Annotated in this window: 13 protein-coding genes; 11 read left to right on the top strand and 2 right to left on the bottom strand. The window is 68.7% G+C overall.

Annotation, left to right across the window (positions count from 1 at the left end; translation table 11 throughout):
• Positions 1-74 precede the first annotated feature (74 nt).
• The 4 genes from mrcB to tsaB all read left to right on the top strand — a co-directional run bounded on the left by mrcB (position 75) and on the right by tsaB (position 6,359).
• Positions 75-2,513, top strand: a complete 2,439-nt coding sequence (mrcB, locus tag AC5JLE_RS08755; RefSeq protein WP_032958979.1) for a penicillin-binding protein 1B — start codon at positions 75-77, stop codon at positions 2,511-2,513.
• Positions 2,510-3,046: a hypothetical protein gene (locus tag AC5JLE_RS08750; RefSeq protein WP_014648099.1), complete on the top strand. Its 537-nt coding sequence runs from the start codon at positions 2,510-2,512 to the stop codon at positions 3,044-3,046. The genes mrcB and AC5JLE_RS08750 overlap by 4 nt, the downstream gene beginning before the upstream one ends.
• A 541-nt stretch (positions 3,047-3,587) precedes the next feature.
• Positions 3,588-5,636, top strand: a complete 2,049-nt coding sequence (gene yoaA / locus AC5JLE_RS08745) for a DNA repair helicase YoaA (RefSeq protein ID WP_496065220.1) — start codon at positions 3,588-3,590, stop codon at positions 5,634-5,636.
• A gap of 9 nt (positions 5,637-5,645) precedes the next feature.
• Complete coding sequence (gene tsaB, locus AC5JLE_RS08740) at positions 5,646-6,359, top strand: tRNA (adenosine(37)-N6)-threonylcarbamoyltransferase complex dimerization subunit type 1 TsaB (RefSeq protein WP_032962098.1); 714 nt, start codon at positions 5,646-5,648, stop codon at positions 6,357-6,359.
• Between the two features lie 653 nt (positions 6,360-7,012).
• Here the strand turns inward: tsaB and AC5JLE_RS08735 are convergent.
• Both AC5JLE_RS08735 and gshB read right to left on the bottom strand, forming a co-directional pair.
• Positions 7,013-7,897: an energy transducer TonB family protein gene (locus AC5JLE_RS08735; protein WP_014648095.1), complete on the bottom strand. Its 885-nt coding sequence runs from the start codon at positions 7,895-7,897 to the stop codon at positions 7,013-7,015.
• A complete protein-coding gene (gene gshB, locus AC5JLE_RS08730; RefSeq protein ID WP_014648094.1) occupies positions 7,897-8,844 on the bottom strand; it encodes a glutathione synthase in 948 nt (315 codons plus the stop codon). The genes AC5JLE_RS08735 and gshB overlap by 1 nt, the downstream gene beginning before the upstream one ends.
• A gap of 240 nt (positions 8,845-9,084) precedes the next feature.
• Between gshB and pilG the strand changes: the two genes are divergently transcribed.
• The 7 genes from pilG (at position 9,085) to AC5JLE_RS08695 (ending at position 21,092) form a co-directional block, all read left to right on the top strand.
• On the top strand, positions 9,085-9,486 hold the full coding sequence (gene pilG / locus AC5JLE_RS08725) for a twitching motility response regulator PilG (protein ID WP_005418455.1): 402 nt from the start codon (positions 9,085-9,087) through the stop codon (positions 9,484-9,486).
• Positions 9,487-9,504: 18 nt separating this feature from the next.
• On the top strand, positions 9,505-9,867 hold the full coding sequence (locus tag AC5JLE_RS08720) for a response regulator (RefSeq protein ID WP_005410717.1): 363 nt from the start codon (positions 9,505-9,507) through the stop codon (positions 9,865-9,867).
• Positions 9,867-10,397, top strand: a complete 531-nt coding sequence (locus AC5JLE_RS08715) for a chemotaxis protein CheW (RefSeq protein WP_496065219.1) — start codon at positions 9,867-9,869, stop codon at positions 10,395-10,397. Before AC5JLE_RS08720 ends, AC5JLE_RS08715 begins: the two co-directional genes overlap by 1 nt.
• A gap of 41 nt (positions 10,398-10,438) precedes the next feature.
• Positions 10,439-12,475 (top strand): methyl-accepting chemotaxis protein, encoded by a 2,037-nt coding sequence (locus AC5JLE_RS08710; protein WP_496065218.1) that lies wholly within the window; start codon positions 10,439-10,441, stop codon positions 12,473-12,475.
• A 100-nt stretch (positions 12,476-12,575) separates the two neighbouring features.
• On the top strand, positions 12,576-19,307 hold the full coding sequence (locus AC5JLE_RS08705; RefSeq protein ID WP_496065217.1) for an Hpt domain-containing protein: 6,732 nt from the start codon (positions 12,576-12,578) through the stop codon (positions 19,305-19,307).
• Complete coding sequence (locus tag AC5JLE_RS08700) at positions 19,294-20,631, top strand: chemotaxis protein CheB (protein WP_032959096.1); 1,338 nt, start codon at positions 19,294-19,296, stop codon at positions 20,629-20,631. Before AC5JLE_RS08705 ends, AC5JLE_RS08700 begins: the two co-directional genes overlap by 14 nt.
• A complete protein-coding gene (locus AC5JLE_RS08695) occupies positions 20,628-21,092 on the top strand; it encodes a chemotaxis protein CheW (RefSeq protein WP_014648089.1) in 465 nt (154 codons plus the stop codon). Before AC5JLE_RS08700 ends, AC5JLE_RS08695 begins: the two co-directional genes overlap by 4 nt.
• The last annotated feature ends 84 nt before the right edge of the window (positions 21,093-21,176 follow it).

Below are 21,176 nucleotides of genomic sequence, written 5' to 3'. Positions count from 1 at the left end.
CAGGGGAACCCGGGAGAATTCGCCAGCCGCAGCGGCTGGGGTAGACTCGCCAGACCCTACATTCTCGCATTCCCGTGCCCCGACGCTACGATTCCGACGACATCGACGATTCCGACGACGACCAGCAGGACAACGGTCCGCTGTGGCGGCGCCGGCTGATCACCTGGAGCATGGCTGCGGTCGCGTTGGGATTGGGTTTCCTCATTCCCTATACGCTGTACCTGAACCAACAGGTGACCCAGCGTTTCGGTGAACTGCGCTGGCAGATCCCGACGCGCGTGTACGCGCGCCCGCTGGTGCTCACCCCCGGCAAGGCGATGGATGCGTCTACGCTGAAGACCGAGCTGGCCGCCTCTGCCTACCGCGATGACGGGCAGGGCAAGGAGCCGGCCACCTATGCGGTGAACGGCGGGCGCTTCGTCATCTCCAGCCGCGGCTTCAACGACGTTGACGGCCGGGTGGCCCCGCGCCGGGTGGAGCTGTCGCTGGCCGATGGCGGCGTGGCCTCGCTGCGCGACGCCGACAACCGCAAGGCGCTGAAGGCCGCGCGGCTGGATCCGGCGCGCATCGCCACCCTGTACGGCCAGAAGCAGGAAGAGCGCCGCCTGATCCGCATGGACGAGGCGCCGGACCTGCTGGTGACTGGCCTGCAGGCGGTGGAGGACAAGGACTTCAACCGCCACCACGGCATCGACCTGTCCGGCATCGCGCGCGCGGTGTGGGTGACGATCCGTTCCGGTGGCCAGAGCCGCCAGGGCGCTTCGACGCTGACCCAGCAGCTGGCCCGCAGCGGCCTGCTCGGCATCGGCAAGGAGCAGACGGTCACCCGCAAGTTCAATGAGGTGCTGTACGCACTGATCATGGAAGCGCGTTATGACAAGCGCACCATCTTCGAGGCCTATCTCAACCAGGTGTACCTGGGCCAGCGCGGCAGCCAGGCGATCCATGGCATGTCCTCCGGCGCCGAGTTCTGGTTCGGCCGTGACCTGCAGTCGCTGGAGACCGAGCAGATCGCACTGCTGATCGGCCTGGTCAAGGGGCCGTCCTTCTACGACCCGCGGCGCAACCCGGAGCGCGCGCTGGATCGCCGCAACTTCGTGCTGGGCAAGCTGCACGAGGCCACGCTGATCGACGATGCCGAGTACCAGCGCGCGCTGAAGGCACCGCTGGGCGTGCCCAAGACGCCGGGCCTGGTGGCAGCCAACCGCTTCCCCGCCTACGTTGACCTGGTCCGCCGCCAGCTCGGCCATGACTATCCGGAATCGGCGCTGCAGGGCGCGGGCCTGAGCGTGATGACCGGCATGTCGCCGTCCGCGCAGGCCTATGCCGAAGGCGCGGTGACCCGCACCATCAAGTCGCTGGAAAGCAAGCGCCGCCCCGAGCTGCAGGCCGGCATGGTGCTGACCGACGTGCACAACGGCGACGTGCTGGCGGTGATCGGCAGCCGCGAAGTGTCCGAGGTCGGCTTCAACCGCGCGATCGAGGCGCAGCGTCCGGTCGGTTCGCTGCTCAAGCCGTTCGTCTACCTGCTGGCCCTGGCGCAGCCGGACCGTTACTCGCTGGCCAGCTGGGTGGATGATTCGCCGGTGACGGTGCAGCTCGGCCGCGGCCGCAACTGGAGTCCCGGCAACGCGGACAACCGCAGCCACGGCACGGTGCGCCTGATCGACGCACTGGCGCATTCCTACAACCAGGCCACGGTGCGCGTGGGCATGCAGGTCGGCCCGGAGCGCGTGACCCAGCTGATCCATGTCCTGGCCGGCATCAAGGCTGACGCCAACCCGGCGGTGATCCTCGGCTCGACCGACCAGAGCCCGTACGCGATGGCGCAGCTGTATCAGTTCCTGGCGTCCGGCGGCGAGATCCAGCCGCTGCACGCGGTGCGTGGCGTGCTCGATCCGCAGGGCAAGCTGCTCAAGCGGTACGACAAGACCCCGGCACCGGCGCAGGAAGGCGACTCGATTGCCGCCAACCTGATCAGTGTCGGCCTGCAGCAGGTGGTCGCCAGCGGTACCGCGCAGCGGCTCAATGCCGATGGCCTCGGCCGCCTGCAGCCCGCCGGCAAGACCGGCACCACCAACGATGGCCGTGACAGCTGGTATGCCGGCTACACCGGTGATCACCTGGCAGTGATCTGGATCGGCAACGACCAGAACGCGCAGGCCGGCCTGTATGGCGCCACCGGCGCGATGCGGGTCTGGTCGGGCATCTTCCAGCGCCTGCCGAGCGCGCCGCTGCGGGTCAGCAACAAGGGCCTGGACTGGCAGTCGGTGGCCCCCACCGGCCTCAACAGCACCGATGAAGGCTGCCCCGGCGCGCGTCGTTTCCCGTTCGTGGTGGGCTATGCGCCTGCCTATGCGCCGTGCGCGCCGGCCGCGTCGCCGGAGGGGCAGGGCGAGGCCGACGGCGAGGGCGGTGGCTGGCGCAGCTGGTTCGGCCTGGACCGCAAGCCGGAAGCGCCTGCCGAACCTGCCGCGGCACCTGCCGCCGCCACTCCTCCCCCGAGCCGATGATGCCGATGAACATGCGATCCCTGCTGCAGCCCCTGGCCCTGACCGGCCTCAGCCTGGCCCTGGCCGCCTGCGTGAGCAGCGCACCACCTGTGGTCAAGCCGGTCGATACCACCACGCCGGCGCAGCGCCTGGCTGCGGTGGATGCTGCAGCGGGTCCGGACGACAAGGAATTGTCGGTACAGCCGCTGCGTGATTCGCAGGTGGAAGATCTGCGGGTAACCGCACTGGCACAACGCCAGGCGAACGACCTGGCCGGCGCGGCCAGCAGCCTGGACCACGCGCTGGAGATCGTGGCGGGTGACCCGGCAGTGCTGCAGGAACGTGCCGAACTGGCGCTGCTGCAGGGCCAGTGGGCGCAGGCGGAGACGTTCGCGCGCAAGGCGGTGGATCTGGGCTCAAAGACCGGGCCGCTGTGCCGCCGGCATTGGGCGACGATCGAGCAGTCGCGCCTGGCGCGGGGCGAGAAGGAGAATGCGGTGTCGGCGCATGCGCAGATTGAGGGCTGCACGGTGCCGGGGATCAAGCGGTACTGAATTTCCAGCCAACGGCGCAGCCCCTCGTGGCTGTGGGTTGGTCGCTGAAGCCAGAAGCAAAAGCCGCGCTTGGCCGCGGCATCCATGCCGCGGACACCCCCGCGAACCCACCCCGCCCGACCTCTGACAGTTTCCGTGTGCGTCCAGCCACGGAAAAGAAAAAGAAAATCAAAAGCGGGTCGCGCGCTGCGCGCACTCGTTGTGGGGTCGGATCCGTTTTCCGCAGGAAAACGGATCCGACCCCTTCTTGTTTTCCGTTCCACCCACCGCTTCTGAAAGGGCAGTCGAGCAAGCTCGACGCGACGCCGCGCGTGCATCCGTCACTGGGAAACTGTCGAGGTTGGGGCGGGAGGGGCAGGCAGGACCGTTGGCGCCATGGATGGCGCCATCGAGCCCCCATGGATGGGTTTACGGCGTGTCCTGCCTGCCCCTCCCGGCCTGCCCAGCACGTAAAAATCCAGAGCCATGAACACCGCTGTTGCTGTTGCCCTGGCTTGAAACGGGTGCCGGGCAGCGCCCGGCCGGGTATCCTCTCCCTCTGATGTCCGACCTTGTCCATGCCAGCCGCGAAGCCCTCAGCGAAGGCGGCGCGCTCGCCTCGCATCTGGATGCCTTTGTCCCGCGTCCGGCACAGCTGCACCTGACCGACGCCATCGCCGAAGCGCTGCAGCAGCGCGACCTGCTGCTGGCCGAGGCCGGTACAGGCACCGGCAAGACCTTCGCCTATCTGGTGCCGGTGCTGCTGTCCGGGCTGCGCACCATCATCTCCACCGGTACCCGCGCGTTGCAGGACCAGCTCTACCACCGCGATCTGCCGCGCGTGCGCCAGGCACTGGGCGTTGGCCTGCGCAGCGCGCTGCTGAAGGGGCGCGCGAATTACCTGTGCCGCTACCGCCTGCAGCAGGCGCGGGGCGAACCGCGTTTTTCCAGCCCGGAGCAGGCTGCGCAGTTCCAGCGCATCCTGGCCTGGTCCGGCCGTTCGGAGTTCGGTGACATCGCCGAACTGGAAGGCCTGGCCGATGACTCGCCGCTTCTGCCGATGGTCACTTCCACGGTCGACAACTGCCTGGGTACCGATTGCCCGTTCTGGGACGACTGCTTCGTGGTGCGCGCGCGCCAACGTGCGCAGGCTGCCGACGTGGTGGTGGTCAACCACCACCTGCTGCTGGCCGACCTGGCACTGAAGCAGGACGGCTTCGGTGAGTTGCTGCCGGGGGCGCAGGCCTTTGTCATCGACGAGGCGCATCAGCTGCCCGAGTTGGCCGCGCAGTTTTTCGGCGAAGGCTTCGGCATGCGCCCGTGGCAGGAACTCGGCCGCGACTGCCTGGCCGAGGCGCGCGGCGTAGGCGGCGCGCAGTCGGCCCTGCAGGAACCGGTCGACCAGTTGCAGCAGGCATTGCTGGCGCTGCGCTCGGCGATGGAGGGGCTGCCGCCACGGGGTACGCAGTGGCGTGCACTGGCGATGCCACTGGTGCGCGATGGATTCGATACGGTGATGGCCGGCCTGGTGACGCTGGAGCAGGCACTGCAACCGCTGCGCGAGGCGGCGGCGGGTCTGGATGCCTGTCATGCGCGGGCACGCGAGGCGGTGTCGCGGCTGCAGCGCTGGCTGGGGGATGATGAGCCCACCCTCGATTTCGATACCGATCCGGCGGAGACCCCCCGTGCCGCCGATGTGCTCTGGTATGAGCTCACCCCGCGTGGTTTCCGCTGCCAGCGCACGCCGATGGATGTGTCCGGCCCGCTGCGCGAGCATCGCGAGCGCAGCCGCGCGGCATGGATCTTCACCTCGGCCACGCTGACCGTGGGCGGTGGCTTCGACCACATCGCCACGCGCCTGGGCCTGGACGATCCGCACACGCTGGTCCAGCCGAGCCCGTTCAACTGGCCCGAGCAGGCGTTGTGCTACCTGCCCGAAGGCCTGCCCGATCCGGCGGCGCGCGGGTTTGGCACCGCGCTGATCCAGACCTTGCGGCCGGTGTTGCAGGCCTCGCAGGGCAGGGCGTTCCTGTTGTTCGCCTCGCACCGTGCATTGCGCGAGGCCGCCGAGGCACTGCGCGACGGGCCGTGGCCGTTGTTCGTGCAGGGCGAGGCGCCACGCGCGGCGCTGCTGCAGCGTTTCCGCGAATCGGGCAATGGCGTGCTGCTGGGCTCGGCCAGTTTCCGCGAGGGCGTGGACGTGGTCGGCGAAGCGCTGAGCGTGGTGATGATCGACAAGCTGCCGTTCGCGGCACCGGATGACCCGGTATACGAGGCGCGGCTGGAGGCGATCCGCAGCCAGGGGGGCAGCCCGTTCCGCGACGAGCAGCTGCCGCAGGCGGTGATCGCCCTGAAGCAGGGCGTTGGCCGCCTGATCCGCAGCGAAAGCGACCGGGGCGTGCTGGTCCTGTGCGATCCGCGCCTGCTCAACCGTGGCTATGGCCGGGTCTTTCTTGAGTCGCTGCCGCCGTTCCGGCGCACCCGCAGCCTGGCCGATGTGCAGGCCTTCTTTAGGCCACAATGGCTGCCCGTGGCCGATGATGCGGGTGCCTCGGCCGCCGTTGCGGCGGGCCCGGAGCCTGCTCCCGGTGCCACGTTCCCCTTGTTCTGACCTGATCCAATGAAACTGCTTGCCTTTGAAACCGCCACCGAAGCCTGTTCCGTTGCCCTGCATGTCGATGGGCAGGTGCTGGAACGCTTCGAGATCGCCCCGCGCCGGCACGCCGAGTTGAGCCTGCCGTGGGCCGAGGCGCTGCTGGCCGACGCCGGCATCAGCCGTCGCCAGCTTGATGGCATCGCCCTCAGTCGCGGTCCGGGTGCGTTCACGGGCGTGCGCCTGGCGATTGCCATTGCCCAGGGCATCGCACTGGCACTGGACCGTCCGCTGCTGCCGGTCTCGACGCTGCAGGTATTGGCGCTGCGCGCACCGGCGGAAGAAACGCAGATCCTGTCGGCCATCGATGCGCGGATGGGCGAACTCTACGTCGCCCGCTTCGAGCGCGTGGACGGCCTGCCGGTCGCGCGCGATGCCGAGCGCGTCTGCGCGCCGGCGGCGGTGGCGCTGCCGGAAGGGCTGTCGGCCTACGGTGTTGGTACCGGGTTCGCCGCAGCCGGGGGTGCGCTGGTCGCGCAGCTCGGTACAGGTTTGCGCGGATTCGACGCCACGGCATTGCCGCGTGCGTCGGACGTGCTCGCACTGGCGGTGCCGGCGTTCGCGCGCGGCGAAGCCATTGCGCCGGAGAAGGTCGAGCCGGCCTACCTGCGCGACAACGTGGCACTGACCCTGGTCGAGCAGCAGGCCGCGCGCGAGGCGAAGGCGAAGGCCAACGGCTGAGCCCCTCGTGGCGGGGTTGGTTGATCGCATAAACCCAAAGCCGCGCTTGGCCGGGCGGGGTGGGTTCGCGGGGGACGCCGTAAACCCCGCTCCGCGGTCCGGCCCAGCCGCTGGCGGCTGTGCGTTCGGGCGCTTGCGAAGCAGTGCTTCGCAAGCAAAGCGCCCTCATCCATGGGGGCTTGGCCGCGGCATCCATGCCGCGGACACCCCCGCGAACCCACCCCGCCCGACCTCTGACAGTTTCCGTGTGCGTCCGCCACGGAAAATCAAAAGAAAATCAAAGTCAACAGCGGATCGCTTCGCTCGCATCCACGCGTAGCGTGGATGTGTGTCGACCAAGGTCGACACCTACCAACAGCAATGATGCGTCGGGATCTGTCAGAGGCGGGGCGGCATGGGCTTGCAGGACCGTTGGCGCCATGGGCCCGAGGCACGCCTCGGGCGGGTTGGGCAGGACGCTCAACCCCGGTCTTGCCGCGTGCGCAGGACAGCGCACACGAGCAAGGCGCCATCGAGCCCCCAGGGACGGGTTTACGGCGTGTCCTGCAAGCCCATACCGCCCCGCCAAACCCAATATCCCGACCGCTGCTGTTGATGTTGACTTTGACTTTGCTTCCAGCGGGTCCCGGGCCGCAGGCCCGGGCAACAAACCCCTACCGGTCGTCGTGCAGGGTGCCACCCGGCAGGAACACCCAGGTGCGGGTGACCTGCAGGATGTCGATCTCGTCCTCGGTCTTCGGCAGCGGCGGGAATGGCTGCGCAAGCTGCACCACCCGCAGCGCCGCCTCATCCAGTAACGGCGTCCCGCTTGAACGCAGGATCCGGCTGCTTTCCACGCTGCCATCGCGGCGCACGCCCACGCTGATCACCACCTGGCCGCCGAGCCGGCGCTGCCGGGCCTCGTCCGGGTAATTCAGGTTGCCGACGCGCTCGGCGCGGTCGACCCAGGCGCGCAGGTAATTGGCGTAGGCATATTCGCGCGTGCTGGCCGACACGAACTTGCGGTTCGGGCGCTTGGCGTACTGCGCCGAGCGCAGATGCACCTCGGCCGCCAGCCGCGCCATCTCGGCATCACGCTGCTCGCGTGCCGTCAGCGGTGCATCCGGTTCCGGCTGCTCCGGTGTCGGGCGCGCCTGCGCCTGGGCCACTGCCTCTTCGCCGTTGCGGCTGCTGACCACCCGCGCCTGCGGCGGGGGCGCCGGCGCGGCCGATTGCTGCTGTTGCGGCACCGGGCTCAGCCCCGCCTGGGCCTGCGGAACGATGCCGGCCTGGTTGTCGCGCGGGCGCTGCGCACGGTCGTGCTCGCCGCCACCTTCCTGGCTGGCGGCGGCAAGGAAATCGGCCTGCTTCGGGGTCAGTGCGGTGCGGGTCTGGCTGAAGATCACCTCCAGCGTCGGCACCAGTGGTGCGTCGCCTTTCACCGCAAAACCCACGCCCAGGATCAGCAGGGCGTGGACCACGATCGACAGCGCGATGGTCGCGCCCAGCCGTTGCGCTTCGCGCGCCGGCGGGGGCAGGACGGCAGGTGCGGCCGCCATCAGCGCAGGCCGGCCTCGAGCGCGTCGAACAGGGTGCCGGCGATGTTCAGGCCGTACTGCGCGTCGAGCTCGCGCACGCAGGTCGGGCTGGTCACGTTGACCTCGGTCAGGTAATCGCCGATCACGTCCAGGCCGACGAAGCGCATGCCACGGCGCTTCATCTCCGGGCCAACCTGGCCGGCGATCCAGCGGTCACGCTCGCTCAGCGGGCGCCCTTCGCCACGGCCGCCAGCCGCCAGGTTGCCGCGGAACTCGTCACCCTGGGGAATGCGCGCCAGGCAGTAGTCGACCGGTTCGCCGTCGACCAGCAGGATGCGCTTGTCGCCGGCCGTGATGTCGGGAATGAACTTCTGGGCCAGCGCCAGCTTGCGGCCGCCGTCGGTCAGGGTTTCCAGGATCACGTTCAGGTTCGGATCGCCCTGGCCGCTGCGGAAGATCGAGCGGCCGCCCATCCCATCCAGCGGCTTCAGCACGGCCTGGCCGTGCTCCAGCGCGAAGGCCTTCAATGCCTTGGCATCGCGGCTGACCAGGGTCGGCGGGCAGCACTGCGGGAACAGCAGGGCGGCCAGCTTCTCGTTGTAGTCGCGCAGGCCCTGCGGGTTGTTGACCACGCAGGCGCCGGCAGCGGCAGCCACGTCCAGCACCTGCGTGTCGTAGATGTACTCGGCGTCGACGGGCGGGTCCTTGCGCATCAGCACGATCTGGCCGCGACCGAACTCGGTACGGCTGAACGCGCCCAGCTCATACCAGCCGGCCGGGTCGTCGCGCACCTGCAGCGGTGCGGTCTGGGCCACCGCCACGCCACCTTCCAGGGCCAGCCCGCCGGGCCGCACGTAGTGCAGGGCATGGCCACGGCGCTGGGCTTCCAGCAACATGGCGAAGGTGGTGTCCTTGGCGATCTTGATGTGGGCGATGGGGTCCATCACCACGATGACGTTCAACGGCATGGGCGCACCTGTCAGGCAAGGCGTTGATGGTAGCGGCAACGCCGGCCGTGCGCCTCCCCGCCGTAGTGCAACGCAGCGTCCGCCTGCCGGCAGCGCAGTCATTGCGAACCCGGTCACGTTCAGCCCGGTGCTACCCCCTGCGCGGCAGGCCGGCCTTGAAGCGGGCGCGGGAAGTGCGATATAGATACGCTTTCGCAGCGGCTCCCGCCAGAGATTGGGCCGTGCGCTTGGGGATAGGCAATGACTGAAAACACGACTGCGGGCGGGGAACTCGCAGGACTCCGGGTGATGGTCATCGATGATTCGAAGACCATCCGCAGGACTGCGGAAACGCTGCTCAAGCGCGAAGGCTGCGAGGTGGTCACCGCCACCGACGGCTTCGAAGCGCTTGCCAAGATCGCAGACCAGCAGCCGCAGATCATCTTCGTCGACATCATGATGCCGCGCCTGGATGGCTACCAGACCTGTGCGCTGATCAAGGGCAACCAGCTGTTCAAGGCGACCCCGGTGATCATGCTGTCGTCCAAGGATGGTCTGTTCGACAAGGCGCGGGGGCGCATCGTCGGCTCGGAGCAATACCTGACCAAGCCTTTCACGCGCGAAGAACTGCTGGGTGCCATCCGCACATACGTCAACGCCTGACCAGGGGGGAAAGGCACAATGGCTCGTATCGTCCTGATCGAGGATTCACCGACCGACCGCGCGGTGTTCACCCAGTGGCTGCGCCGTGCCGGCCACGAGGTGCTGGAAGCGGACAACGCCGAGGATGGCCTGCAGCTGGTCCGCGACCAGGTGCCGCAGCTGGTCCTGATGGACGTGGTCCTGCCCGGCATGAGCGGGTTCCAGGCCACCCGGGCGATGGCCCGCGATGCGGCGATCAAGCACATCCCGGTGATCATCGTCAGCACCAAGGCGATGGAAACCGACAAGGCCTGGGGCCTGCGCCAGGGCGCAGCCGATTACATCGTCAAGCCGCCGCGCGAGGATGAACTGATCGCGCGGATCAACGAACTGGTGGCCTGATGCGCTCGCCCTTCGACATCCTTGAAGCCTACGAACGACGCAGCCTGGCCCATGCAGTGCAGCTGCCCGGGCGGCAGTTCGCCCAGGACCTGTGGCGTGGCGTCGGTTACCGCGTCGGCCAGCGCCGGCTGGTGTCCGATTTCTGCGAAGTGGTGGAAATCGTGCCGATGCCGCCGGTGACCCCGGTGCCCTGCGCGCAGCCCTGGCTGCTCGGCGTGGGCAACCTGCGTGGCAACCTGTTCCCGGTGGTCGACCTGAAGTACTTCCTGGAAGGCACGCGCACCGTGCAGCAGGAAGGCCAGCGCGTGCTGATCATGCGCCAGGCTGGCGGCGACGTCGCACTGACCATCGATGAACTGTTCGGCCAGCGCAGCTTCGAGCTGGACCAGCAGATCGACGCGGGCACGTTGGCCGAAGGCCGCTACGGCCATTTCGTTGACCGTGCCTTCCATGCCGACGGCCATGACTGGGGCGTGTTCTCGCTCTCGCTGCTGTCGCGCACCCCTGAATTCCGGCAAGCCGCGGCCTGAGGCCGGGCATCGCCCCCTGCATTGAAGATCGAGGTTGAACGATGAGTACTGCTTCGGACGCCACCAAGACCGGCAAGCTGCGGCTGGGCGGCAGCAACCTCTGGCTGTTCCTGCTGCTGGCATCGATGATCCTGTTCGGCGTCAACACCGGCGTCGCCACCTGGCAGGGCAGCCGCCTTGCCGACGCCGGCTCCAAGGCCGCCGACCTGCAGGTGCTGTCGCAGCAGCTGGCCAACCAGGGACGTGACGCGGTCGGCGGCAACGCCCAGGCCTTCACCGCCTTCAAGGCCACCCGCAACGCGATCGAACAGAACGTGTCGACGCTGCAGGGCCGCTATGGCAAGGAGCCGGGCGTGTCCGGCGCCATCGCCACCCTGGGCGAAACCTGGGCGCCGCTGGGCAAGCAGGCCGGGCAGCTGGTGGCCAGCGAGCCGGCGGTGCTGGCGCTGGCCGGCAATGCCAACAACTTCACCGGCGCGGTACCGGGCCTGCAGGCCCAGCTGAACGAGCTGGTGCGCGCGATGTCCGCCTCCGGCGCCCCCTCGTCGCAGGTGTACAGCGCACTGCAGCAGGTCGTGGTGGCCGGTTCGATGGCCCGTCGTGTGACCGAAATGCGTGCCGGTGGCAGCGCCGCAGCGACCTCCGGGGATGCGCTGGCGCGCGACATCACCGTGTTCTCGCAGGTGCTCGACGGCCTGCGCAACGGCAACGAGGAACTGGGCATCACCGCCGTGCGCGGTGCTGCCGCCGTGGCCGCACTGGAGCAGTCGCAGCAGAAGTGGGAAGCGATGAAGCAGGACGCCGACGCGATCCTGGCCAGCTCGCGCCAGCTGTTCGCGGCGCAGTCGGCGGCGACCGCGCTGGGCCAGGGCTCGGCCCACATGCTGGAAGACAGCCGCAAGCTGTTCGATGCGTTCTCCTCGTTCGGCTCGGTGTCCGACACCCGCCTGTTCCCCAACTTCTGGATCGGCGTGGTGTCCGGCGCGCTGTCGCTGATCGCGATCATCGGCTTCGTCTCCACCAACGTGCGCAGCCGCTCGCGCGAGCAGGAACTGCGTTACCAGACCCAGGTGGAATTCAACAGCCGCAACCAGCAGGCGATCATGCGGCTGCTGGACGAAATCTCCTCGCTCGGTGAGGGTGACCTGACGGTGAAGGCCTCGGTGACCGAGGACATGACCGGCGCGATCGCCGACGCGATCAACTATGCGGTGGACGAGCTGCGCCACCTGGTGACCACCATCAACGACACCTCGGCCAAGGTCGCGATGTCCACCCAGGAAACCCAGGCCACCGCGATGCAGCTGGCAGAGGCGGCGGGCCACCAGGCCAACCAGATCACCTCCGCCTCGGACCGCATCGGTGAAATCGCAGCGAGCATCGAGCAGGTTTCGCGCAACTCGGCCGAGTCGGCCGACGTGGCACAGCGCTCGGTGGTGATCGCCGCCGAAGGCGCCGGCGTGGTGCGCGAGACCATCCAGGGCATGGACCAGATCCGCGACCAGATCCAGGAAACCTCCAAGCGCATCAAGCGCCTGGGCGAGTCGTCGCAGGAAATCGGCTCGATCGTGGAACTGATCAATGACATTTCCGAGCAGACCAACATCCTGGCGCTGAACGCGGCGGTGCAGGCGGCGTCGGCGGGTGAAGCGGGCCGCGGTTTCGCGGTCGTGGCCGACGAAGTGCAGCGCCTGGCAGAACGTACCTCGGGTGCGACCCGACGCATCGAAAACCTGGTCCAGGCCATTCAGGCCGATACCAACGAAGCGGTCACCTCGATGGAGCAGACCACGGCCGAAGTGGTGTCCGGTGCGCGCCTGGCCGAGGACGCCGGTACCGCGCTGACCGAGATCGAGCGCGTGTCCAACGCCCTCAATACCCTCATCAAGAACATCTCCATCGCCGCCCAGCAGCAGTCGGCCGCGGCCTCGGACATCACCCGCACCATGGGCGTGATCCGGCAGATCACCGGCCAGACCTCGCAGGGTGCCGGGCAGACCGCAGAGTCGATCGGCCACCTCGCGCAGCTGGCGGCGGACCTGCGCCGGTCGGTCGCCGACTTCAAGCTGCCGGCGTGACGCGGGCAGGGTGGCGAGCAAGGAACCAGTCGATGAAGCATTTCCATTCCCCACGCCAGAATCCGCGCGGCCACCGCGCGGCGGCGAACGGAGCGCGTCCATGAGCAGTCTGCGCGATGCGATGAGCCACGCAGCGCTGGGCTGGGTCAAGCCCGAGCTGGACGAGACCCTGCGCCAGGTGCGCAACGAGGTCGAGTACTACGCGGAAGACCCGAGTGATGCCAGCCGCATGCGCATCTGCGCCGGCTACCTGCACCAGGTGCAGGGCACCCTGCGCATGGTTGAACTGTATGCCCCGGCGATGGTGGCCGAAGAGCTCGAGCAGCTGGCCAATGCCATCGGCGCCGGCCAGGTGGCCGACCGGGATGAAGCCTGTGCGACCCTGATGCGTGGCAGCGTGCTGCTGCCGGACTATCTGGAGCGCCTGCAGAACGGCCATCGCGACATTCCGATCGTGCTGATGCCGCTGCTCAACGAGATCCGCGCGTCGCGTGGCGAAGAAGGCGTCAACGACAGCGTGCTGCTGGCCTTTGCGCCGGACAGCATCACCGCCACCGAGGCCGAACTGGACCATGCCCGGGGCAGCCTGAGCGGGCGCAACCGCGAGCTGCTCGATACCGTCGGCAGCGCAGTGAAGGAAGAACTGCTGCGCATCAAGGATGCGCTTGACCTGCACCTGCGCACCGGCGGTGCACCGGAACAGTTGCAGACCCAGGCCAACGAACTGGGCGCCGTGGCCGACACGCTGGGCATGATGGGCCTGGGCGTGGCCCGCGGCGTGGTCGTGCAGCAGCGCGACGCGCTGCGTGGCGTGGTCGAGGGGCGCCAGCAGATCGACGAGAACCTGCTGCTGGATATCGCCGGTGCGCTGCTGTACGTCGATGCCTCGCTGGACGACCAGGTTGCCCATCTGGGCGCCGGCGGCAGTGGCGAGGACGATCCGAGCGCGGTGGAGAACCGGCGCACGGTGGAAGTGCTGGCCCATGAAGCCATCGCCAACTTCGCTGCCGCCCGCGAGCATTTCGTCGCCTTCATCGAAACCAGCTGGAACCATGCCGAGCTGCAGGATGTACCGCGCCTGCTGGGCGATGTGTCCGGCGCGCTGCGCATGCTCGACCTGGGTACCGCCGCCGATTACCTGCGTGGCGTGCAGCAGTACATCGAGGCCGAGCTGATCGGCCGCCAGCGCGTGCCCAGCGGCCGCCAGCTGGACACCCTGGCCGATGCCATGGCCAGCCTGGAGTACTACCTGGAAGCCCTGCGCGATCGTCGCCCGGGCCGCGAAGACATCCTCGAAATCACCCGCAGCAGCCTCGAGGCACTGCGCTACTGGCCGCTGCCCGAACGCAACGCCGCCGCACCGGAAGCGCCGGCAGCGCTTGCGATCGAACGTGAGCCGCTGCCGGTGCAGGTCGAGCCGCTGCAGCCCGAGCGCATCGAGGTACCGGTGCAGCCTGCTGCGCCCGCGGCCGGCGACGTGCCGGTATCGCTGCCGGACTTCACCTTCGATCCGCCGCCGGCCACACCGGCACCGAGGGTGCCCGACAACAGCCTGATGTTCGGCGCGCTGGGCACCGCGGGCGTCGTGGCCGCCAGCCCGTTGGATGCTGGCGCCTCGCCGCTGCCAACACAGGCTGATGCCGAGGCATCGCTGGTCTTCGCCGCGTCCAGCGCACCTGCGCCTGATGTCCCGCAGTGGGAGCTGGCGCCGTTCTACCCCGAAGCCGAGGCGGCCGCACCCGCCGGCGACGAACGCGCGCCGACGTTCGCCAGTTTCGATCCCGTCAGCTTCGAACTGGCCGACAGCGATCACGCCGATGCACCGCAGTGGTCGCTGTCCGAGGCGCCGCAGGTGCTTGAGGAAAGCGCAGCGCCTGCGATCGACAAGATGACGGACAGCGTGGTTTCGCCCGTGACCGGATTCGATGCTGGGCCGGTGTTCGATCCGGTAGCGGCCGAACAGGGCGCGGTTGCCGAGGCCGACGACGTGGTGTTCCGCTTCGACGCCGATGCATTGGACAACGCTGACGATGTGCTGTCGCTGCATGCGATGGAAACGTTGTCGCTGGACGATGACGCCGGGTTGCATCCGTCGCTGGAGATCGTCGATGCCGTGGCACCGCCGCTGGCCGATGCATCGCCTGCGGCGGAGGTCAGGGTGGACGAGGCTCCGGATGACCTGCCGGCATCGTCGATCACGCCGCCGTCGATCGAAGCGCCCGCCCCGGCAGCGGAAACGTCGGCGCCGGCCGTGTCGGTGATCGATATCGACACCATCGCGCCGATCGATTTCAGCGAAGCCGATGCCCAGTTCTTCGCCGAGCTGAGTGCAGCCGCTGCCGGCTTCAATCCGCAGGCGATGCCCACCGCGGCGGCACCGGAAGCGGTCGTTGCGACCGGCGCCGACGCCAATGCCGATGCGACTACGGGCTTCGACGCCGGCTTCGACGACGACGCCGAGAACATCGACGAGGACATCCGCGAGGTGTTCCTGGAAGAGTTCGACGACGAGCTCGCCAATCTGGGCACGCTGCTGCCGGCGTGGCGCATGCAGCCGGACAACATGGACCGGCTGCGCCCGATCCGCCGCATCTTCCATACCCTCAAGGGCAGTGGCCGCCTGGTTGGCGCACGTACGCTGGGCGAGTTCGCGTGGAAGATCGAAGGCATGCTCAACCGCGTGCTGGATGGCAGCCGCGCCGCCTCGCCGGCGGTGCTGGCGATGGTCGACAACGCACATGCGGCGCTGCCACAGCTGAACGCAGCGCTGCGCCACGGCCAGCGCATCAGCGTCGACCTGCAGGCCATGCAGGCCATTGCCGATCGTGTCGGCGCAGGCGAGGAAACCTACTACGTACCGCTGCCGGGTGCGGCTGCGCCGGTTGTACCGGTTGCTGAAGCTGACGGCGAAGACGAGATCAGCCGCATTCTCGACGCGGAGGCTGCCGCCTCGGCGCCGGCCGATACCGACGTGGAGGCCGAAGTGGCCGGTACGCCGGCCAACATCGACAGCGTGCTGCGCGAGATTCTCGAGGCCGAGGTGGAAGTCCACCAGGCCACCCTGCAGGACTGGCTGCGTTCGGCGCAGCAGGCGCCGCAACCGGTCAGCGATGCACTGCTGCGCGCGGTGCACACCATGAACGGCGCCTTCGCGATGACCGAAGTGCCCGAGATCACGGCGGTGACCGGCGGCGCGGAGTCCTACATCAAGCGCGCACTGGCCGCCGAGGTGGTCCCGGGTGATGAAGGCGTAGCCGCCCTGGATGCGACTGCGCAGGCGATCACCGCCACCATGGAAGCGTTGCAGGCCGAACAGCCGCGCATCGCGCCGCAACAGGTACTCGCGCAGCGCCTGCAGGCGCTGGCTGGCGCGTTGCCGGAAGCGCGCTGGCCGATGGTGGGCCTGGAAGACGAAGAAGACGATCTGGCGCTGGATGACGAACCGCCGGTGGAACTGGACGCGGATGCATCGACAGCCGTCGCGCCTGAATCCGATGCGGTGCCGCATTCGTTTGCCGCACCGGAGCAGGACGCGGAAGCACGTGCCGATACTGCCGAAGCCCCGGTCGCCGACGTGGCGATCGAGGCCGGGCTGGAGGTCGGTGAGCTGACGGCCAGCGATGATCTTTCGCGCTACTTCGATGCCGGATGGCCGTCCGTACCGGGTGAGGAGGATGCGTCGCTGCCGGTGGTCGAATCGATCCAGGTGGCCGACGACGTTCCAGCCGTTGCCGCAGCCGGTGTCGAGGCGGAGGCCGAAAGCGTGCTGCCGTTGCCCGACGATGCCGGTTTGACCGTCGTGGATGATCTGTCGCCGTACCTGGATGCCAGTGCGCTGCCGGTCGACGACCGCGACGCCGAAGAGACTCCGGCCGCTGTCGAAGCCGTCGCATCTGACCTGAATGCGCCCTCGGCTGATCACGCGCACGTCGCTGATGCCACGGCGTTCGAAATGCCTGCTGCACTGCCACTCGACAGCGAGCTGTCGAGCCTGCAGGATGAAATGGCTGCGCCGGGGTTTGCAGAACCGGTCTCGCTGGAAGCCGCGCTCGAGGCCGGCCTGCACGTGATCGACGAAGAGCAGCCCCTGGCCGACGACGGGCAATGGCCCGTGCTCGGCCTGCAGGCCAGCGAACTCGCGCCGGGCGAGGCGGAAGCCTTTGCCGAGGATGCGGACGTCGGCGGGGAGGCGGCGATCGGTGAAGGAGAGAGCGCCGATCAGCCGTCCCCGGCGACGGTGAATGAGGAGATCGCGGAGGCCGCAGCGCAGGCCACCGCCGAACCGGTTCGCTTCTTCGAACTGGAAGACGCGCCGGGCCAGGCGGAGGTCCACGCCGAAGCCGCCGACGTCGATACGGTTGCGGTATCGGATGCCGTGGCAGCCAGCGCGCCCGAAGCCGACGTGCCTGAAACCGTGACACCTGACATCCTTGCCATGCCGGTGCCGGAAGACAGCACCGATACGCTCGACTTCAGCGTCTACGATCGCGAGCTGGTCGACATCTTCGTCGAGGAAGGCAAGGACCTGCTCGACCACTGCGATGGCCTGATCAGCGAGCTGCGTGATGCACCGCAGGACCGCGAGGTGCTGGCCGGCCTGCAGCGTGACCTGCACACCCTGAAGGGTGGCGCACGCATGGCCGGCATCAACGCCATCGGTGATCTCGGCCACAGCATCGAATCGTTGCTGGAGGCGGTCGCCGCCGGTCGCACCGAGATCGAACGCCGCGATGTGCAGTTGCTGGAGCGCGGATTCGATCGCCTGCACCAGCTGCTGACCCGCACCGGTAACCACCGCGTGGTGGAACCGGCGCAGGATCTGGTCGATGCGTTCGAAGTGCGTACCACCACCGATATTGCCGCAGCAGCAGCGGCTGCCGCAGGCGCAGCGGACGTGGCGAGCGTTGCAGAAACCGCGTCGGCAGCGGTCGCCGGCCCGGCGCCGGCGCTGCTCGATGCGCCGTTGTCGGCACCGCTGCCGGCTGAAGGCGTGATCGATGAAGATCCGCTGGCGCGCCCGCAGCAGGAACAGGTGCGCGTGCGCGCGGATCTGCTCGACCGCCTGGTCAACCATGCCGGTGAAGTGGCGATCTACCGCTCGCGCCTGGAACAGCAGCTTGGTGCCTTCCGCGGCGCGATGGGCGAGCTGGAGCGCACCAATGCGCGACTGCGCGACCAGCTGCGCCGACTCGACCTGGAAACCGAGGCGCAGATCGTCGCCCGCTACCAGCGTGAGCAGGACCAGGCCGATCAGAAGTTCGATCCGCTGGAACTGGACCGCTTCTCCACGCTGCAGCAGCTCAGCCGTGCACTGAACGAGTCGGCGGCCGATCTCGGGGGCCTGCAGGGCGTGCTCGACGATCTGTCACGCCAGTACGATTCGTTGCTGCAACAGCAGTCGCGCGTCAGCTCCGAGCTGCAGGATGGCCTGATGCGCGCGCGCATGGTGCCGTTCGATGGCCTGGTGCCGCGCCTGCGCCGCGTGGTCCGCCAGTCCGGAATGGATACCGGCAAGCAGGTGCACCTGACCCTGGAGGGCACCCACGGCGAACTGGACCGCAATGTCCTCGATCGCATGGTCGCGCCGCTCGAACACATGCTGCGCAACTCCGTGGCCCACGGCCTGGAGGCGCCGGAACAGCGTCGCGCCGCCGGCAAGCCGGAGGAGGGCGAAGTCGCCATCCGCCTGCACCGTGAAGGCTCGGAAATCGTGCTGGAAGTGGCCGATGACGGTGCTGGCCTGGACCGCGAAGCGATCCGCCGCCGCGCCATCGATCGTGGCCTGTTGGCCGCCGATGCGCAGCCCAGCGAGCAGGAACTGGACAACCTGATCTTCGCCTCCGGTTTCTCCACCGCCGACCAGGTCAGCCAGCTGGCGGGTCGTGGCGTGGGCATGGACGTGGTGCGCAACGAAGTGCGCCAGCTCGGCGGCTCGGTCGACATCCAGTCGGTGCGTGGCCAGGGCGTGCGCTTCACCTTGCGCCTGCCGCAGACGCTGGCCGTCACCCAGGCGGTGTTCGTGCAGATCGGTGAAACCACCTTCGCCGTGCCGGTGGCCTCGGTCAGTGGTATCGGCCGCCTGTCACGCGAACGCTTCGAGGCCGCCGACAGCAGCTACCGCTACAGCGGCGAAGACTATCCGCTGTATGACCTCGGCAGCCTGGTCGGGCAGGCCCCGGCACGCGCCGATGGCCAGGACCAGGTGCCGCTGCTGCTGGTGCGTGCCGGTGACCTGCGCGCTGCCGTGGCGATCGACCAGGTGCTGGGCAACCGCGAAATCGTGGTCAAGCCGGTCGGCCTGCAGATCGCATCGGTACCGGGCATCTACGGTGCCACCATCACCGGCGATGGCCGCGTGGTGGTGATCCTGGACGTCGCGCCGCTGGTGCGCCGTTTCCTCGCCAATCCGACCGCACCGGTGCTGGCCAATGCACCGCGCGACGAACGCCAGGTGCCGCTGGTGATGGTGGTCGATGACTCGCTGACCATGCGCAAAGTGACCGGACGCATCCTGGAACGCCACAACTTCGAAGTCAGTGTTGCCCGTGACGGCGTGGAAGCACTGGAGCGGCTGGAAGAGCGCGTGCCGGACCTGATGCTGCTGGATATCGAGATGCCGCGCATGGACGGCTACGAGCTGGCCACGGCGATGCGCGCCGACCCGCGCTACAAGGATGTACCGATCGTGATGATCACCTCGCGCAGCGGCGACAAGCACCGCCAGCGCGCCTTCGAGATCGGTGTCCAGCGTTACCTGGGCAAGCCGTACCAGGAACTGGACCTGATGCGTAACGTGTACGACCTGCTGGGGATCGCCCGTGTCCGTGAGTGAAACCCATCCGGCCCCGGCCGTCGCCCTGCTGGCCCGCCCCGGTGCGGCGCGCGAACGCCTGCGCGAGGCGCTGTCGCATGCAGATGTGCAGCTGGTCCTGGAAGATGACCCGAACGGCCTGGAGCCACAGGTCCTGCAGGCTGCGGATCCGCAGTTCGTGGTGATCGCGCTGGAAGCGGCCATCGAGGACGCACTGGAACGGCTGGACGCCGTGCTCTCGGCACCGGGGCTGACCCTGGTGTTCGATGAGGCCGAGCTGGCCGCGCGCCGCGACGGCTGGGAGGCGCAGCGTTGGGGGCGCCATCTGGCCGCCAAGCTGCACGGCCACCAGCAGGTGTTGCCGCCGGGTGCCGAGGAAGAGCCCAGCCTGCAGCTGGAGCCCGGCCATCCGGCGCCCGCGCCGGCGCCGCAGGAAGAAGCCCTGCAGCCGCATCTGGCGCAGGCGCTGAGCTGGGCCGATGACGTTCCGGCCGACGGTCTGTACTCGCCGCCGGCACACCTGCACGAACCGATCGCGCTGGAGCAGGCCCTGGCGGCACTGCAGCCGGACGTGCCCGAACCACGGGATCCGCCTTCGCCGCCGCAAGCGCCGGCCGAACCGGCGGCGCCTGCGGCACCGCCGATCTCCTTCGATCACACCGCCTGGTCGCTGGTCGAGGAATCGATCGAAGCGCCGGCACCGGCAGAAGTGGCGGCGCCGGCCGCCGCGCCGCAGCCCTCCTTCGATACCGATCATTTGACCCTGGTCGATCTGGATGCCGCCGCCCCGGCCGGTGCGCGCGCCGCATCAGTGCTGGTGCTGGCCGGCATCGGTGGCCCGGATGCGTTGCGTCGCCTGCTCGGCGCACTGCCCGCGTCGTTGAGCGTGCCGGTCCTGGTGCACATGCGCCTGGACGGTGGCCGCTACGGCAACCTGGTCAAGCAGATGTCGCGTGTTTCGCCGTTGCCGGTGCAGCTGGCCGAGGCCGGCCAGCGCGCCGCGCCGGGCGAGGTCCACGTGCTGGCCGATGATATCGGCGTGCGCGCGGCCAGCGATGGCCTGCATTTCCAGAGCGATGCCACCGGTATTTCGCTCGCTGCATTGCCGGCCGCACACACCGCGCTGGTGCTGCTCAGCGGTGCCGACCTGGCCCATGTCGGCCCGGCGCTGGACCTGGCGGCCGCCGGTGCGTGGGTGGCCGGGCAGGTAGGCGAGGGCTGCTACGACCCGGCTGCGGCCACCGCCGTGGTTGCTGCCGGCATGGTGGCCGGTGAACCGCAGGAGCTGGCGCAGGCAATTGCCGCGCGCTGGGGTGAGCAGGACGACAACGGAGAGGCACCATGAGCTACGCCAGCAACGACGAAATCCGCGGCGTCCTGATCCAGGCCGGCAACGAGCGCGTACTGCTGCCCAATGCCACCGTGGCCGAAATGATGTCGCGCGTACCGGTGCAGCCGGTCTCCGATGCGCCGCGCTGGCTGGTTGGCGAGATCGGCTGGCACGGCTGGCAGGTGCCGCTGGTGTCGTTCGCACGCCTTTCCGGGCTGGGCGAAGAGACGGTGGCCGGCCACAACAAGGTGGTGGTGCTGAAGTCCCTCAGCGGCAACGCGCAGCGCCCGTACTACGCGCTGCTGACGCAGAACTTCCCGCAGCTGATCTCGGTGCCGCGCGACGGCCTGCTGGCCGACGCCTCCGAAGAAACCCTGCCGCAGATCGTGCACATGCGCGTGCTGCTGGGTGAGCAGAGCGCGCTGCTGCCGAACCTGGATGCACTGGAAGCGGCGCTGGATTCCTTGGCGGCCTGATCGGCAATCCGCCGGTCGGGTTCCCGGTAGTGCCGGCCGCTGGCCGGCAACCTCATGATCCCGTGGATGCCGGCCAGCGGCCGG

Source organism: Stenotrophomonas sp. (genome assembly GCF_059505245.1).
This window is presented reverse-complemented; position numbering and strand designations above follow the sequence as displayed.